We start from the raw sequence: 15,519 nt of genomic DNA, 5'->3' as shown, positions 1-15,519 counted from the left end.
GCCAAGGCCCGTAAAGCCCGGGTTAACGCCTGCGACCCTTCTGCGCTTGCATGGCCCGTCCCCGGGCCGCATAAGCGGGCGCGAGAGACTGACGAGGACCCCATGATCGGACGCCTGAACCATGTTGCCATCGCCGTGCCCGACCTGGAGGCCGCGGCAGCGCAGTATCGCTCGACCCTCGGGGCCAAGGTGGGTGCGCCGCAGCCCGAGCCGGATCATGGCGTGACGGTCGTCTTCATCGAGCTGCCGAACACCAAGATCGAGCTGTTGCATCCGCTGGGGGAAGGTTCACCCATCGTGGGATTCCTGGAGAAGAACCCGGCGGGCGGCATCCACCACATCTGCTATGAGGTCGACGACATCCTTGCCGCGCGCGACCGCCTCAAGGCCTCGGGCGCACGGGTGCTGGGAAGCGGAGAGCCGAAGATCGGCGCGCATGGCAAGCCGGTTCTCTTCCTGCATCCGAAGGATTTCAACGGCTGCCTGGTCGAACTGGAACAGGCATGAGCCTCACATGAGCATCACCGGCGCCATCGTCCTTTATGCGACCACCTGGTTCATGACGCTGTTCTGCGTGCTGCCCTGGCGCACGGTGTCGCAGGACGAGGCCCAGGACATCGTGCCGGGGACGCCGCCGGGGGCTCCGGCGGGCGAGGTGATGAAGCGCAAGGCCTGGATCACAACGCTGATCGCGACGCCGATCTGGGCGGTGATCGTCGCGGTGATCCTGTCGGGCTGGATCACCATCGAGGACCTGGACTGGTTCGGGCGCATCCGGCACTGACGGGTCGGATCTCAGCGCCCGTCGCGGGCAAGCTGATGGTAGATGTGGGTGAAGGTCGCCACGCCCAGGACCGGGATCATCAGGTTCAGGATCGGCACCGTCAGGGGCGCGGCCATCAGCGTGCCCGCAGCCCAGAGCGTCCAGCGGTTGCGCCGCCGCATCGCCTTGACTTCGGCGGGCGGCAGGCGGCGGAGCGCGACGAGGCTGAAGTATTCGCGACCCAGAAGGAACCCGTTCATGGCCCAGAACAGGATGGGGATGCCGGGGCCGAGAAAGGGGTAGAGGAAGAGCGCGCCGAGGTTCACCGCGACCACCAATCCGAGGAAGTTGACCGACTGGCGCAGCCCCTCGCCCAGGCTGAGGGGCGTTGCGGGCGGCAGCTGCGGGTAGTGCCGGTCCTCGACCGCATCGGCCACGTCTTCCAGGAATATCCCGGTGAAGGCCGAGGCGACGGGGATCATCAGGAAGACCGAAAGCCCGATCATGAACAGCACCGAAGTCCAGCCCAAGAGCGTGTGCATCCCGGTGACGGGGCCGATGACGGGCAGGTTGATCTGGTCGGGCGACAGCCACCAGATCAGCTGGAGAAAGAGGGCGTAGGTGCCGAAGAGAAGGGCCAGCGCCAGAAGCACGCCCAGCAAGACCACGCGCCGGAAGCGGCGGTCGCCCAGCTGGCCCAGTGCCTTGAAGAAGGCGGTGAAGATCACGCCTTTGCCCAGGTGACGAGCTTCGACAGGTCCGGGCGCGGGCGGTCGGGGAAATCCTCGGGCGGGGTGCCGATGTGGATGATGCCGGCCACCGTCTCGCCGCCCTGGCAGCCGAAGGCGCGGGCGGCGAAACTGGCGTCATGTGCGGGCCAGCCCGTGAGCCAGTTGGCGCCCCATCCCGCCGCCTGCGCTGCGGCGAGGATGCCGAAGCAGAGCGCGCCCGCGGACATGAGCTGCTCGACCGCCGGGATTTTCGGCGATGGCTTGGGTGAGGCGATCACCACCACCGCGAGTTGGCCCAGGTCATACTGCCCGCGCCCCTTGGCCGCCATCTCGGCATCGCCGCCCAGTTCTTGCGCCCGCGCTTCGGCCAGGTCGGCCAGCCGCTTGAAGGCCGCGCCTTCTACAACCACCAACCGCCAGGGCTCCAGCTTGCCATGGTCGGGGACGCGGGTGGCGGCGGTCAGGATTTCGGTGAGCTGGTCGCGGGTCGGCACAGGAAGGGAGAAGAGCTTGGCCGGGCGCGAGTGGCGGGTGGCGAGGAAGGCGAGGGCAGCGTCGTTGCGAGCGGGCATGGGAGACCTGAGTTTTTCGTCGCGGGCAGCTTACGGGCAATGCGGGGGCAGCGCCAGTCGCCGGGGGTTCAGGATTGTCACACCCGAAACACGGGTTCTGTGCTAGGCTGACGGCATTTCCAGGTTCCATTTCCGGTGACGCCATGTCCGACAATTCCAGCCTGCTGCCCGTTTCGGCCCCCATCGCGCATTTCCTGGAATTCTTCTGCCTCTTCGGCACACCCGCCAATGCGCAGTCCAACCCGCCGGTGCAGATCATCGTCAACCACGGCTATGCGCTGGGCTTCTGCCCCGACCGGGGCCAGCCGCTCTGGGCGGCCTATCAGGTGGCCGCGGCGGTGCGGGACCTGGATTTCGAGCGACCCGAGTTCTTCTACGACGATCCCCGCCTGCCCGAAGCCTGGCGGATCGGCACGCAGGGCTATGCAAGGGTCGCGGGCAAGACCTATGACCGGGGTCACATGGTGCCGAATTTCGCGGTCAACACCCAGTTCGGCCGGGTGGCACAGTTCGAGACCTTCCTGATGTCGAACATCGTGCCGCAGCGCAGCCCGATGAATCGGGGCATCTGGAAGAACCTTGAGCATGGCATCGTCAAATCCTATGCGCCGATGCGCAAGCATGTCTGGGTGATGGCGGGCCCGGTCTTCGGGGCGAACCCGGCGATGGTGCAGCGCAGGTCCGGCAAGCTGATCCCGGTGCCCGAGGCGCTGTTCCTGATCATCGCCGAGCCGGAGCGCTATCCTTATGACAGCCCCGGCAACCTGAACATCCTGGCGCTGATGGTCCCGCAGGAGCATGCCTCGACCCGGCCCGAGACGGCGCCGATCTCGTCCCTGCCCGAGATAGAGGCACGGACCGGGCTGACCTTCTTCCCGCGCCTTTCGCCGCGGGACAAGGCGAAGCTGGTGACGCATACCAGCCCGACCGTCTGGCCCTTCGAGGCGATTACCCCCGGCAACAGCGACGTGCCACCGCCCGAGGACTAGAGGCCGAGCGCCCCCGCCGCCTCGTCGATCCATCGCTGCACGAAGATGTCGAAACGGGCGTCGGGCTGGCGTTTGGCCAGCGTCGCCGCGAGGGGATCGGGGGCGTTGACCGGGGCGGCGGAAAGCTCCTCCAGCACGGCATGGCCGCAGAAGGGGACGTAGACCTCGGAATAGCCGCCCTCGTGGACAAGGGTCAGGCGGCCGCCGCACAGGCGGTCGGCGGCCTGCATCACCATGCGGGTTAGGCTGCGGAAGGTCTCGGCGGTGCAGAGCATCCGGCCCAGCGGATCAACGGCGGCGGCGTCGAAGCCGCAGGCGACGATGATCGCCTCGGGGCGGAAGCGGTCGAGTGCGGGCAGGACCACCCGCTTCATCGCGTGGAGATAGCCCGCGTGGCCGGTGCCGGGAGGGAGCGGCAGGTTCAGATTGGTGCCTGTCCCGGCGCCCGCACCCTGAGCCTCGACGCCGCCGGTATCCAGGGGATAGTTCCGCTCCTGATGCAGGCTGATCGTCAGGACGTCGGGGTCTTCCCAGAAGATCGCCTCGGTTCCGTTGCCGTGATGGACATCCCAGTCGATCACCGCGACGCGACGGACCAGGCCCTGTCCTTGCGCGGCGCGGATCGCCACGGCGATGTTGTTCAGCAGGCAAAAGCCGTTGGGAAAATCGGCGGTGCAATGGTGCCCCGGCGGGCGGGAAAGCGAATAGGCATTCCGGGCCTCGCCGGTCAGAACGGCGTGGAAGGCTGCCTTCGCCAGACCGGCTGAGAGGGCCGCGATTTCATACCCGCCCGCGCCGAAGGGGGTGCGCAAGCCCAGTTCGCCCCCTCCGGCGTCGGAGGCGGCTTTGAAGGCGGAAAGATAGCTTTCGGGATGGACGCGGAGGAGGTCTTCCGTGCTGGCCGGCTTGGCCCCGCGCATCGAGAGGTGCCGGGTCAGGCCTGTCACTTCGATCAGGTTGCGCAGGCGGCGCTTGGTCTCGGGGTTCTCGGGCAAGCCGCCGGGGGTGGGCTGCACCAGCCCCGCGACGGGAAGCGTGAAGGCGTAGTTGCCGCCACCGTGCCAGAAGCAGCGTTCGTCGGAGAAGAAGGCGGTGGTCATGCGGGCTCTCCCTTTGCGGTGGAAACTAGGGATGGCGAGTGAGTTTGGCCAGACGGCCGGATCAGTGCCAGGTCCTTCAAGCAAGGGATTTGACAAATTTCTTGCTCAAGAAATTCGGGCTCTTGCCATAATTCTCTCGCCCGGCTTTCAAGGGATATGACCAGCCTTTCCCACCTCGCCCGGCCCGGCGCGATGATTGCCATCCGCGTCACCCCGAACGCCCGTCGTCCGGGGGTGGAACTGGTGGAGGGGCAAATCCGCATTGCAGTCACCGAGACACCCGAGGGCGGCAAGGCGACCGAGGCCGCCCGCGCGGCGCTGGCCAAGGCGATGGGGGTGGCGAAGACGCGGCTTACCCTGATCCGCGGCGCGACGGCGCGGGACAAGCTGTTCCGGCTGGATTAGCCCTTCCGCTCCAGCCGGTAGCTGCCCTCGGGCAGGTTCAGCGCGGCGGCGAGGTCGCGGAGCTGCGTCGTCGAAAGCGTGATGCGCAGCACCTCGTCGGTCTGGGGATCGACCTGCTCGACCGTCACGCAATCCTCGAAGGCGTTGATGACGATGTCTTCCAGAAGCGGTCCGTCCTCGCCCTCATCGACCAGGGTGATCACGGTGGCGTCGAATTCGTGCTCGATGGTGAACATGCCGCAAGGCTAGCGGTTGCGGCAGATGGCGGCAATGGATTCGCAGCGCTGACAGCTTCGTGAGCCCGCCTTTCCCCCGGCCATGGATTTGCTACCCTGCGGCCAGTCCGTTCGGGGTTTTCCATGCGCCTGCTTTCGTCTTGCCTGCTGTCTCTTGCGCTTGCGGGCTGCGTTGCCACCTATCCGGTGCCCTCGGCCCCGCCGGTGGTCGCCCCGGCGGCAGGGGTGCCATCCGCGCGCGTGGCGGCGCAGACCTTCGTCGCGGTTGTTTCTCGGGTGGAGCCAGTGGCGGAGCGCTACTGCCGGGAGCGTGGCGTGGCGCGGAACTGCGATTTCCGGATTGTTGTCGATGACCGGCCGGGCCAGCCGCCGAACGCCTTCCAGACGATCGATTCCTTCAACCGTCCGGTGATCGGCTTCACGCTGGCGCTGATCGCCGATGCCCGCAACGCCGACGAACTGGCGTTCGTGCTGGGCCATGAGGCGGCGCATCATGTCGAGGGGCATATCCCGAAGCGGCAGGATCAGGCCATGTCCGGGGCGCTGATGGCCGGAATCCTGGCCCAGGCCAGCGGCCTCACGCCGGAAGAGGTGAAACAGGCGCAGGATCTGGGGGCCGAGGTGGCGGCGCGCAGCTATTCCAAGGACTTCGAGCTTCAGGCCGATGCGCTGGGCGCCGAGATCGCGCTGGTGGCGGGCTTCGATCCGGTGCGCGGCACCGCCTTTTTCGACCGGCTGCCCGATCCCGGCGACCGGTTCCTTGGCAGCCATCCGCCGAATGCGGCGCGCAAGGCGGTGGTCGCGGCCACCGTCCGGCGACTGACCGGCTCTTGATCTGGGTCAATGCGGACTGGCGCGGCCTTGGGCAGCATGGCCGCGATGGCCAGAGGGATCGGACAATGGGGGGTGGACAATGATCGGATATCCCGAGGCGCCGAGAGCCTGGTGGCTGACCCGCGGGATGGCGCGGATTTCCGGCGTGAACCTGCCGCGCGCGGTGGTTGAGGGATGGTTGCAGCGCGACGAGCTTGAGGATCTGGTTGCCCGTTGCGCCGCCTGCGGGCGAAGTGCGGAATGTGAGCGCTGGCTGGTTGCTTCCGGCGGGGCGGATGCCATGCCGGATTTCTGTCCGAACAAGGCCGGGATCGAGGCACTTGGCTGAGCGTCTGGCCCTGCGCCGCCGGATTGCGTAACATGGCGCCATGATCGTGCTGGAAGACCTGGTCCGCGACCGCGGGTCGCGCTATGCGGCTGCGGCTGGCACGGTATCCAGCCGGGCCGCCATCGACGCCTTCGTTGCCGCCTTGCGCCGTCGCCGCAAGTTCGACAAGGCGACGCATCATTCCTGGGCTGCGCTTCTGTCCGACGGCGGCCCGCTGAAGAACGACGATGGCGAGTCCGGTGCCGGGGCGGTGATCCTGAAGATGCTGGAGCGCGAGGGTGTGGCCGACCGCATCGTGGTCGTCACCCGCTGGTATGGCGGCGTGCATCTGGGCGGCGACCGTTTCTCCCATATCGTGACCTGTACCCGCGCCGCGCTGGCAGCCCTGCGCGAGGTGCCTTGATACGTATTCGCATCCATGCATGAAATTCTTGGTGATGCGGGCCGGACCTGCTACATCCTGTCGCACCGGGCCGTAAGAGCCCTGGAGCAACGGGGAACAGTCATGTCCATATCTCGCGGTTTCATCGTGATGGGTGCGGTATATCTTGTGGTTGGCATCCTGTTTGGGGCCTATATGGGGGGCAGCGGCGATCACACGCTGGCGCCGGTCCACGCGCATATCAACCTGCTCGGCTTCACGCTGATGACGGTCTTCGGCATCGGCTACCGGGTGGTTCCCGGCCTGGCCGAGGGAACCCTGCCCCGGCTGCATTTCTGGCTGCACCAGGTGGGGGCGCTGCTTCTGCTGCTGGGCCTCTTCCTGATGATGACGGGCCGGGTCGCCGAAGCCACCATCGGCCCGGTCTTCCCGGTGCTGGAAGGGGCGATCCTTCTCGGGGCGGTGCTTTGGCTGGTCGCTGTCCTGCGCCACGCCTGAGGTACGGTCGCGGACGGCTCGACGCGCGGGGCATCCGCGACTAACCTTCCGGCCGGGGCAGGGAGGGAGAGAAGGATGCGCGAGATGCTTGCGGCCGAGGCACGGCGCTTCGCCAATACGGTGATCTGGTCCTGGGAGGGCTTCCGTGCCGCCTGGGCCACGGAAAAGACGTTGCGGCAGTGGACCCTGGCCAATGTCCTGTCCGCCGCGCTGGCGTTTTCGCTGCAGCTGAGCCCGGCCGAGCGTGCGCTGATCCTGGCGCTGGGGCTTCTGGTGCTGGCGGCCGAGCTGATCAACACCGCCATCGAGGAAGTGGTGGACCACATCTCGCCCGGCCATGACCCGCGCGCGAAGAAGGCCAAGGACTGCGGATCGGCCTGCGTCGCGCTGGCGGCGATCGCGGCAGGGGTGGCCTGGGTGGTGGTGCTGGTGGGGTAGGGCGCCGGGAACAAGTGGCGGCCCTCCGGGTTCATGGGATGTATCCCGAGAACAGGAGGTTTTCATGCAAGACGCCCCCTTTGCCGACCGTGCCGCAGCGTCCGACGGCAGCGATGGCCGCAGTCCATCGTCCATGGTCTCCAGCGCCGACGTCAACGGCACCGAGGTCTACAGCCCCACCGGGGACCATCTGGGCGAGATCGACCATCTGATGATCGACAAGCAGTCGGGGCAGATCGCCTATGCGGTGATGCGCTTTGGCGGCTTCCTTGGCCTGGGCGCCGCCGAGCATCCGGTGCCTTGGAAGAAGCTGCGCTATGACACCGGCATGGGCGGCTTCGTGACGGATATCACCCACGAACAGCTGACCGGCGCGCCGTCGTGGACCGAAAGCTGGTTCGACGACCCGGACTATCGCCGGCGCAGCTATGACTATTACGGCGTTTCGCCCTATTGGCTGTGATCTGAAGGGGCCGGAACTCAGGCCAACCGGCCCCAAAGGTCATATTCCCCGGCCTCGTCCACCTCGACCCGGACGATGTCGCCGGGGGCCAGCCCCTCGAAGCCTTCGTCGATGAAGAGGTTGCCGTCGATTTCAGGCGCGTCGGCCTTCGTGCGGCAGGTCGCGCCGTCCTCATCGACCGCATCGACGATCACTTCTAGCACTTTTCCAACCTTGGCAGCCAATTTCGCCTCGGAAATCGCTTGGGCTTTTTCCATAAAGCGATCCCAGCGGTCCTGCTTCACCTCGGGCGCCACATGGTCCGGCAGATCGTTGGACCGGGCGCCGGCGACGTTTTCGTACTGGAAGCAACCGACCCGATCCAGCTGCGCCTCGTCCAGCCAGTCGAGGAGCGTATGGAACTCGGCCTCGGTCTCGCCGGGGTAGCCGACGATGAAGGTCGACCGCAGCGTCAGGTCGGGGCAGACCGCGCGCCAGGCGGCGATCTCGTCCAGGGTTTTCGCCGCCGCCGCCGGGCGGGCCATGCGGCGCAGGGTGTCGGGGTGGGCGTGCTGGAAGGGGATGTCGAGGTAGGGCAGCACCAGGCCCTCCGCCATCAGCGGGATCAGGTCGCGGACATGGGGGTAGGGGTAGACGTAGTGCAGCCGCACCCAGGCCCCGAGCTTCCCCATTTCCCGGGCAAGATCAGTGATATGCGCCCGCACCTCGCCGCCTTTCCAGGGCGAGAGGTCATGCTTGCGATCGACCCCGTAGGCGGAGGTGTCCTGGGAGATCACCAGCAACTCCTTCACCCCGGCTTCGACCAGCTTTTCCGCCTCGCGCAGGACGGCATGGGCGGGGCGGCTGACCAGTTTCCCGCGCATGTCGGGGATGATGCAGAATTTGCAGTGGTGATTGCAGCCTTCGGAAATCTTCAGGTAGCTGTAGTGCCGTGGAGTCAGCGAAACGCCCGTGGCGGGCAGAAGGTCGATGAACGGGTCGGGCGCGGGGGGCACGGCACCGTGGACGGCATCCAATACCGCTTCGTACTGATGCGGGCCGGTCACCGCCAGCACCTTCGGATGCGCGCCGGTGATATAGTCGGGCTCGGCCCCGAGGCAGCCGGTCACGATCACCCGGCCGTTTTCCTGCAAGGCCTCGCCGATGGCCTCCAGGCTTTCCGCCTTGGCCGAATCCAGAAAGCCGCAGGTGTTCACGATCACCGCATCCGCGCCCTTGTAGTCGGGGCTGATCGCATAGCCCTCGGCCCGGAGCCGGGTCAGGATGCGCTCGCTGTCGACCAGTGCCTTCGGGCAGCCGAGCGAAACCATACCGATGGTCGGCTGGCCCTCGCGCCGCAGGTCGGGGACAAGGGCACGGGCAAGGTCGGGGCGAAGGATCGGCGGGTTTTCGGACATGCGCCGCCCTATACTCCGGGCGGGGCGTTCTGGAAAGCCCAGGCCTGGGGGCCTGCCTCTCGGCTATTTGATGCCAGTCCGGCCCCCCCGACTTGGCATCCCGCCGCCGGGGGGCATAGACTTCCGCAAAACAAGAAAATCCGAGGAGGTGAGCATGCGCTGGATCGTCAGGGTCGGGGTTGCGCTGGCGGGGATCGTGCTGGTGGCCGTCGGGCTGATCGCGATGGTCCCGTCCGAGCGGATCGCCCAGGCGGTTTCGGCGCAATTCGAGGCGATGACGGGGCGCAAGATGGCGCTGACCGGCGAGGTCAAGCCGCGGCTCTGGCCCTCGCTCGGGGTGACGACCGGGCCGGTCAGCATCGCCAATGCGGATTGGGCGGAAAGCGATCAGCCGCTTCTGCGGGCCGAAAGCCTGTCGATCGACGTCAACCTCGGCGCGCTGATGGGGGGCGAGGTGAAGATCCTCGGCCTTTCCGCCGACCAGCCGCAGATCAACCTGGAGCGCGACAAGGACGGTCAGGCGAACTGGGTCTTCGCGGCGAGCACTGCCGGGGCTGACGGCGGCGTGCCTGCCGCAGCGACCGGATTCACGCTGGACCGGGGCGAAGTCACCGGCGGTTCCATCCGGTTCAACGACCGGCAGGCGGGCCGGGTGATCGCGCTGGACGATGTCGATGCGGCACTCTCGATCCCCGATTTCTCCGGCCCCTTCACGCTGACCGCAACCGCGCTTTCCGGTGGGCAAAGCGTGGCGCTGGACCTCAAGGGCGGGGTCTTTTCCGCTTTTGCAATGGGGCGCGTGGTTCCGCTGACCGCAAGCCTGACCGCAGGAGGCTCGACCATCGGTTTCGACGGGCGCGGCGGTTATGCCCCGGTCGCTGCCGAAGGCGCGTTGAGCGCGAACCTGTCGGACCTTCCGGCGCTGGGCGCGCTCATGGGGTCGGACCTCGCGCGGCCCAACCCGGGCCTCGGCCGGGACAAGTTGCAGATCACCGGCACGCTTGTCATGGACGGCACCGGCGCCGCCTTCCTGCGCGGGGCCGGGATCGTGGCGGACCAGAACGAGGTCAAGGGCGATCTCGACCTGCTGCCGGGCGAGGCGCGCTACAAGCTGAAGGGCGAGTTGGCCGCCGGGCCGATCACCATCGGCACCGGGCCCGAGGGCGAGATGGGCGGTGGCCAGGCGGGCGGGATGGAGGCCGAGGGTTGGCCTGTGGGCGAAATCGACGTCTCCGCCTTGGCTGCACTGGATGCCGAGGTCGCCATTGCCGCCCCCGCCGTCGATCTGGGTGTCCTCAAGCTGGGCCAGACCCGTGCGCTGGTAACGGTCGAGCGCGCCCGCGCGGTGATCGACATCCGCGAGATGCAGGCCTACGAGGGCCAGATCACCGGCGATTTCGTCGTCAACGGGCGTGGTGGGCTGTCGGTCGGCGGGCGGCTCAATTTCGCGGGCCTGAAAATGCAACCCCTGCTGATGGACCTTGCGGGCTGGGACCGACTGGTGTCGACCGGCGATTTCGATCTGGAGTTCCTTGGGGTCGGCAATTCCGTCGATGCGATCATGAAAAGCCTGAAGGGCAAGGGGTCGCTGGAACTGGGGCAGGGCGAGTTGCGGGGCCTCGACATCGCCGGGATGCTGAAGACCCTGGACCTGAACTATGTGGGCGAGGGGCAGAAGACCATCTTCGACGGGCTGGCAGGGACCTACACCATCACGGGCGGGGTCTTGTCGAACAGCGACCTGAAGCTGGTCGCCCCCTATGTCACCGCCTCGGGTGTGGGCGAGATCGGTTTGGGCGAGCGGACGCTGGACTACCGCCTGCGGCCCACCGCACTGGCGGCCGAGGACGGGACGGGCGGGGTGATGGTACCCCTCCTGATCACCGGGACCTGGGCCGATCCGAAGTTCCGGCTCGACCTGGAAAGCATTGCGCGCGAGAAGATGGAGACGGAAGCCAAGGCCGCTGCCGCCAGGCTGGAAGAGGAAGCCAAGGCCGAACTGGAACAGCGGCTCAAGGAAGAACTTGGGGTGGAGGTCGCTCCTGACGAATCGCTCGGCGACGCGACGCAACGCGGGGTGCAGGATGCGCTGGAAGACCAGGCCCGCAAGGCGCTGGAGGAAATCCTGAACGGGAATTGAACCCCGTTGCTTCAGCGCCGCAGGATGTTCGCGTCTCCAGGAAGCCCCAATCTGGCATGCAGCGCCATCCGGGAGACAGAAGCGGAAACGCGCGGCCGGGGGTGGCTGCGCGTTTTTTGGTGTTCATAGAGTTTGACCGACTACCGCCGACGGTCGCGCCGCGCGCTCATCGGCTGGAAGGCGACGCCGACATGCGCCTCGCAATAGGGCTTGCCGGGCAGGCTGGGCAGGCCGCAGAACCAGAAGTCATCCGTCGCCGGGTCGCCGATCGGCCATTTGCAGGTCCGCTCGGTCAGTTCCATCAGCGTCAGCTTCCGCGCGCGCTTTTCCACCTCGCGGACCGAGGCCAGCGCCTCGGGGTTGATCTCGTTCAGGCTGGGCTGCGGTGGCAGGGGCTGGCCGGCCGGGATGATCGCCTTGCGGACCGGCAGCGGCGTCACGTTGGATGCCGGCGCAGGGGCCGCAGCCGCAGGCGCTGCCGGGCGCACAGGCTCGGCGCGGGGGGCCGGCTCCGGCCGGGGCGCGGGTTCTGGCTTGGCAGCCGTTACCGGAGCGGGTACGGACGCGCCCTCTTCCTCGTCTTCCTTGCCGCCCACCCGGTTCGACAGGCCCAGGCGATGGACTTTGCCGATCACCGCGTTGCGGGTGACCCCGCCCAGTTCCTTGGCGATCTGGCTGGCCGACTGGCCCTCGTTCCACATGCGCTTGAGCGTCTCGACGCGCTCGTCCGTCCAGGACATCCCGATCTCCGCCTGTCTGTGCTACCCGGGCATTCTATCCGTCCGGGGCAGGGGGCCGCAAGGGTGGCTCTTGCAAGGGGTCAGGGGTGCAGCCGGAGCGCCCGCGCCTCTGCGTTGCGCACGATGGGAAAGGCTGCCCGGCGGCGCAGCAGATCGGGCTCGGGACAGACTGCGGTCAGCCGCGCCCGGTCCTCGGGGAGAAGCGCGGCGAGGCCTGTCTCGCCCGGATGGAAGCTCTCCGACAGCGCGCCTTCGGCCAAAAGCACCTCATGCCGGTCGCAGAGCAGCATCACATAGTCGATGCCGCCCGCCGGCAACATCACCCGCGCGGCCTGATCATCGACCAGCGCCTGAGCTGCGACCAGCACCCGATCCTCGCCGAAATAGACTGCGGCGCGCCAGTCGTCGATCAGCAGCCGCTGCTGCGGCGAGACGAGCAAATCCCGCGCATTGCCCAGGATGCCGGGTTCGAAGGCCACGGGACGAAGGCCGGGATGCGCCAGCATCTCCACCGCCTCCACCCGCCGCCGCCCGACCCAGCGCAGCGGGCGCGAGCCGTTTCCGAGGGTCGTCACCACCTCTCCCGCGACCAGCGTCTCGACCGCGCGCGGTCCGTCGGGCGTGTCGATCAGTGTGCCCGCTGCAAAACCCGCCAGCGCCTCGGGCAGCGTCACGCCGTGAAGGGACGGCTCACTTCCGGGATTCCAGGGCAGGGCGCTGGAAAGCCCGGCCGCCTTGCCGCCGATGCGGAGCAGGAAAAACCCCGGCCGCCCTGCGACCGGCTCGACGGCGACGGCGCTTCCGGCCGGATGCTCCAGCCCAAGCGGGGCGTCTTCGGTCAGCACCAGCCCTTCCGGCCCCTCGGACAGGTGGATCGGAACCGGCACTGCACCGTCCGTCAGCACCGGCAGCGCCTCGGCCAGCCGAGCGGCCCAGCCCTTCGCCCCTGCCGGTTTCGGCAGGATCACCCGGTCGAGCGCATAGACGCCGACAGTGATGCGCTCAGCAACCATGCCTGTCCAGAACCCCTGACCTTCCCGTCCCCCGATCCTGCCTTGCCAGCGTTTACAGGTCATTGCCAGCGAAAAACCCTGCGCATCGGAAACCGCTTTACCGCGCGCCCCATTCCCGCTACTGACGCGGCATGACCGCAGGATCCGCCCATATCCCCGCCTCGCGCCGACGCCGTCGCGTCTGACGCCTGTCCCGCCGTCATCGGCGCAATCGCGCCTGTCCTCTCCCCAAGTTGACTCCCAGCCAGCCCTCGGGCACCCATTGGCTTTCACCTGAAGGACCCCGTTCCATGATCCCCTCCGTCCTGCCGACCTACAACCGCGCGCCCTTGTCCTTCGTGAAGGGCGAGGGCAGCTGGCTGATCGCCGAGGACGGGCGCCGATACCTCGACCTCGGCTCGGGCATCGCGGTCAATGCGCTGGGGCATGCCCATCCTGCGCTGGTGCAGGTGCTGACCGAACAGGCGCAGAAGCTGTGGCATGTCTCGAATGTCTACACGATCCCGGAACAGGAGCGGCTGGCGCGGCTTCTGACTGACACCACCTTCGCCGACACCGTGTTCTTCACCAATTCGGGGACGGAAACCGCTGAGCTGGCGATCAAGATGGCGCGCAAGTTCCATCATGACGCGGGCCAGCCCGAGCGCACGCAGATCGTCGCCTTCGAAGGCGCCTTCCACGGCCGCTCCACCGGCGCCATCGCGGCGGCGGGGTCCGAGAAGATGGTCAAGGGCTTCGGCCCGCTGATGCCCGGCTTCACCCATCTGCAATGGCCCGTGACGGATGCCGACCACGCCGCGATCCGCGCGGCGATCACCGACAAGACCTGCGCCGTGATCATCGAACCGATCCAGGGCGAGGGCGGCATCCGCGTGGTCCCCGACCAGTGCCTGAAGGGCCTGCGCGACCTGTGCGATGCCACCGGCACGCTCCTCATCTTCGACGAGGTGCAATGCGGCATGGGCCGGACGGGACGGCTTTTCGCGCATGAATGGGCGGGGGTGACGCCCGACATCATGATGGTGGCGAAAGGCATCGGCGGAGGCTTCCCGCTGGGCGCGGTGCTGGCGAGCGAACGCGCCGCTTCGGGCATGACGGCGGGCACCCACGGCTCCACCTACGGCGGCAACCCGCTCGGCTGTGCCGTGGGGGCGAAAGTCACCGAGATCATCGCCGATTCCGCCTTCCTGGCCGAGGTTGCCCGCAAGGGGGCGCTGTTCCGGCAGGGCCTCGAAAGCCTCGTCGCCCGCCATCCGACAGTCTTCGAGGCTGTCCGGGGTGAGGGGCTGATGCTCGGCCTGAAATGCAGGCCCGCCCCGGCGGACGTGGTGAAGGCGGGCTACGACGCCGGCATCCTGACCGTTGCCGCCGCCGACAACGTGCTGCGGCTGCTCCCTGCGCTCAACATCCCCGACGCCGACATCGCCGAGGCGCTGCGACGGCTCGACCAGACCGCCACAGCCATGGCGAAGGCCGCCTGAACATTTTCTGTCCCCAAATATCCCACGGGGGTCCGGGGGTGTGAAACCCCCGGCTCCACGGGTCCCAAAAGCGAAACGACATGAACCACTTCCTCGACATCCACAAGACCGACCCCCGCGACCTCAGGGCCATGATCGACAATGCCCAGGCGATGAAGACCGCCCGCAACGGCCGCCCGAAGGGTTCGCCCGACGACGAGACCCCGCTCAAGGGCCGCATGGTCGCGCTGATCTTCGAGAAACCCTCGACCCGCACCCGGGTGTCCTTCGACGTCGGCGTCCGCCAGATGGGCGGCGAGACGATGGTGCTATCGGGCAAGGAGATGCAGCTCGGCCATGGCGAGACCATCGCCGACACTGCCCGCGTCCTGTCGCGCTATGTCGACCTGATCATGATCCGCACCTTCGAGGAGGCGACGCTGCTGGAGATGGCGGAACATGCCACCGTTCCGGTGATCAACGGCCTTACGAACCGCACCCATCCCTGTCAGATCATGGCCGATGTCATGACCTACGAGGAACACCGTGGCCCCATCGCGGGCAAGAAGGTGGTCTGGTGCGGCGACGGCAACAACGTCGCGGCCTCGTTCCTGCACGCCGCCGGGCAGTTCGGCTTCGACTTCACCTTTACTGGCCCGGAGACACTGGACCCAGAAGACAAGTTCGTCGCCTTCGCCCGCGAGAAGGGGTCGAAGATCACCATCCAGCGTGATCCCTTCACGGCGGTCGAGGGGGCCGACCTGGTGGTGACGGACACCTGGGTCTCGATGCACGACCCGGAATCCGCCAAGGAACGCCGCCACAACCAGCTGCGGCCCTATCAGGTGAACGAACAGCTGATGAGCCGCGCGAAGCCCGACAGCCTGTTCATGCATTGCCTGCCCGCGCATCGCAACGACGAGGCGACAAGCGCGGTGATGGACGGCCCGCATTCGGTGATCTTCGACGAGGCCGAGAACCGCCTTCACGCCCAGAAGGCGGTGATGCGCTGGTGCCTCGGCGTCTGAGC

At 67.4% G+C, this 15,519-nt stretch carries 20 protein-coding genes; 13 read left to right on the top strand and 7 right to left on the bottom strand.

What is annotated here, in order from left to right; genetic code table 11:
• Positions 1 to 102: 102 nt before the first annotated feature.
• Together mce and JNJ68_RS13365 are read left to right on the top strand one after the other, a co-directional pair.
• Complete coding sequence (gene mce / locus JNJ68_RS13370) at positions 103 to 507, top strand: methylmalonyl-CoA epimerase (RefSeq protein ID WP_294982879.1); 405 nt, start codon at positions 103 to 105, stop codon at positions 505 to 507.
• Positions 508 to 514: 7 nt separating this feature from the next.
• Positions 515 to 784, top strand: coding sequence for a DUF1467 family protein (locus JNJ68_RS13365; RefSeq protein WP_294982878.1), 270 nt, complete (start codon positions 515 to 517; stop codon positions 782 to 784).
• Between the two features lie 11 nt (positions 785 to 795).
• On the opposite strand, the gene JNJ68_RS13360 is transcribed toward JNJ68_RS13365, so the two are convergent.
• Both JNJ68_RS13360 and JNJ68_RS13355 read right to left on the bottom strand, forming a co-directional pair.
• The gene (locus tag JNJ68_RS13360) at positions 796 to 1,488 is read right to left on the bottom strand and encodes an EI24 domain-containing protein (protein WP_294982956.1); all 693 of its coding nucleotides are present in this window, start codon (positions 1,486 to 1,488) and stop codon (positions 796 to 798) included.
• Complete coding sequence (locus JNJ68_RS13355; RefSeq protein WP_294982877.1) at positions 1,488 to 2,066, bottom strand: nitroreductase family protein; 579 nt, start codon at positions 2,064 to 2,066, stop codon at positions 1,488 to 1,490. The genes JNJ68_RS13360 and JNJ68_RS13355 overlap by 1 nt, the downstream gene beginning before the upstream one ends.
• A gap of 143 nt (positions 2,067 to 2,209) precedes the next feature.
• Here JNJ68_RS13355 and JNJ68_RS13350 point away from each other — a divergent pair, with 143 nt between their 5' ends.
• Positions 2,210 to 3,055 (top strand): DNA/RNA non-specific endonuclease, encoded by an 846-nt coding sequence (locus JNJ68_RS13350; RefSeq protein WP_294982876.1) that lies wholly within the window; start codon positions 2,210 to 2,212, stop codon positions 3,053 to 3,055.
• Here the strand turns inward: JNJ68_RS13350 and JNJ68_RS13345 are convergent.
• Complete coding sequence (locus JNJ68_RS13345; protein ID WP_294982875.1) at positions 3,052 to 4,155, bottom strand: class II histone deacetylase; 1,104 nt, start codon at positions 4,153 to 4,155, stop codon at positions 3,052 to 3,054. The two genes, JNJ68_RS13350 and JNJ68_RS13345, sit on opposite strands and share 4 nt — an antisense overlap.
• A 156-nt stretch (positions 4,156 to 4,311) precedes the next feature.
• Here JNJ68_RS13345 and JNJ68_RS13340 point away from each other — a divergent pair, with 156 nt between their 5' ends.
• On the top strand, positions 4,312 to 4,560 hold the full coding sequence (locus tag JNJ68_RS13340; protein ID WP_294982874.1) for a DUF167 domain-containing protein: 249 nt from the start codon (positions 4,312 to 4,314) through the stop codon (positions 4,558 to 4,560).
• On the opposite strand, the gene JNJ68_RS13335 is transcribed toward JNJ68_RS13340, so the two are convergent.
• Positions 4,557 to 4,796 (bottom strand): hypothetical protein, encoded by a 240-nt coding sequence (locus tag JNJ68_RS13335; protein ID WP_294982873.1) that lies wholly within the window; start codon positions 4,794 to 4,796, stop codon positions 4,557 to 4,559. The two genes, JNJ68_RS13340 and JNJ68_RS13335, sit on opposite strands and share 4 nt — an antisense overlap.
• 123 nt (positions 4,797 to 4,919) lie before the next feature.
• On the opposite strand from JNJ68_RS13335, the gene JNJ68_RS13330 reads away from it, so the two are divergent.
• The 6 genes from JNJ68_RS13330 to JNJ68_RS13305 all read left to right on the top strand — a co-directional run bounded on the left by JNJ68_RS13330 (position 4,920) and on the right by JNJ68_RS13305 (position 7,739).
• A complete protein-coding gene (locus tag JNJ68_RS13330) occupies positions 4,920 to 5,630 on the top strand; it encodes a M48 family metallopeptidase (protein WP_294982872.1) in 711 nt (236 codons plus the stop codon).
• Between the two features lie 79 nt (positions 5,631 to 5,709).
• The gene (locus tag JNJ68_RS13325; protein WP_294982871.1) at positions 5,710 to 5,958 is read left to right on the top strand and encodes a DUF6455 family protein; all 249 of its coding nucleotides are present in this window, start codon (positions 5,710 to 5,712) and stop codon (positions 5,956 to 5,958) included.
• 40 nt (positions 5,959 to 5,998) lie between these two features.
• Entirely contained in the window at positions 5,999 to 6,361 is a 363-nt protein-coding gene (locus JNJ68_RS13320) for a YigZ family protein (RefSeq protein WP_294982870.1), read from the top strand.
• A gap of 102 nt (positions 6,362 to 6,463) precedes the next feature.
• Positions 6,464 to 6,838, top strand: a complete 375-nt coding sequence (locus JNJ68_RS13315) for a hypothetical protein (RefSeq protein WP_294982869.1) — start codon at positions 6,464 to 6,466, stop codon at positions 6,836 to 6,838.
• A 75-nt stretch (positions 6,839 to 6,913) separates the two neighbouring features.
• Positions 6,914 to 7,276 carry a diacylglycerol kinase gene (locus JNJ68_RS13310; RefSeq protein WP_294982868.1) on the top strand — a complete coding sequence of 121 codons (363 nt, stop codon included), beginning with the start codon at positions 6,914 to 6,916 and terminating at the stop codon, positions 7,274 to 7,276.
• Between the two features lie 133 nt (positions 7,277 to 7,409).
• Positions 7,410 to 7,739 (top strand): PRC-barrel domain-containing protein, encoded by a 330-nt coding sequence (locus JNJ68_RS13305; RefSeq protein ID WP_294982955.1) that lies wholly within the window; start codon positions 7,410 to 7,412, stop codon positions 7,737 to 7,739.
• Between the two features lie 17 nt (positions 7,740 to 7,756).
• On the opposite strand, the gene rimO is transcribed toward JNJ68_RS13305, so the two are convergent.
• The gene (gene rimO, locus JNJ68_RS13300; protein ID WP_294982867.1) at positions 7,757 to 9,136 is read right to left on the bottom strand and encodes a 30S ribosomal protein S12 methylthiotransferase RimO; all 1,380 of its coding nucleotides are present in this window, start codon (positions 9,134 to 9,136) and stop codon (positions 7,757 to 7,759) included.
• A gap of 154 nt (positions 9,137 to 9,290) precedes the next feature.
• Here rimO and JNJ68_RS13295 point away from each other — a divergent pair, with 154 nt between their 5' ends.
• Positions 9,291 to 11,276 carry an AsmA family protein gene (locus JNJ68_RS13295; RefSeq protein ID WP_294982866.1) on the top strand — a complete coding sequence of 662 codons (1,986 nt, stop codon included), beginning with the start codon at positions 9,291 to 9,293 and terminating at the stop codon, positions 11,274 to 11,276.
• A gap of 140 nt (positions 11,277 to 11,416) precedes the next feature.
• Here JNJ68_RS13295 and JNJ68_RS13290 read toward each other — a convergent pair whose 3' ends face one another.
• The gene (locus JNJ68_RS13290) at positions 11,417 to 12,016 is read right to left on the bottom strand and encodes a GcrA family cell cycle regulator (RefSeq protein WP_294982865.1); all 600 of its coding nucleotides are present in this window, start codon (positions 12,014 to 12,016) and stop codon (positions 11,417 to 11,419) included.
• Positions 12,017 to 12,096: 80 nt separating this feature from the next.
• On the bottom strand, positions 12,097 to 13,029 hold the full coding sequence (locus JNJ68_RS13285) for a Hint domain-containing protein (protein WP_294982864.1): 933 nt from the start codon (positions 13,027 to 13,029) through the stop codon (positions 12,097 to 12,099).
• A gap of 290 nt (positions 13,030 to 13,319) precedes the next feature.
• Between JNJ68_RS13285 and JNJ68_RS13280 the strand changes: the two genes are divergently transcribed.
• Both JNJ68_RS13280 and argF read left to right on the top strand, forming a co-directional pair.
• Positions 13,320 to 14,510: an aspartate aminotransferase family protein gene (locus JNJ68_RS13280; protein WP_294982863.1), complete on the top strand. Its 1,191-nt coding sequence runs from the start codon at positions 13,320 to 13,322 to the stop codon at positions 14,508 to 14,510.
• Positions 14,511 to 14,590: 80 nt separating this feature from the next.
• Entirely contained in the window at positions 14,591 to 15,517 is a 927-nt protein-coding gene (gene argF, locus JNJ68_RS13275; protein WP_294982862.1) for an ornithine carbamoyltransferase, read from the top strand.
• The last annotated feature ends 2 nt before the right edge of the window (positions 15,518 to 15,519 follow it).

Source organism: Tabrizicola sp. (assembly GCF_016793705.1).
GTDB lineage: Bacteria > Pseudomonadota > Alphaproteobacteria > Rhodobacterales > Rhodobacteraceae > Tabrizicola.
The sequence above is the reverse complement of the archived record's forward strand: the minus strand, read 5'-3'. Positions and strand labels throughout refer to the sequence as shown.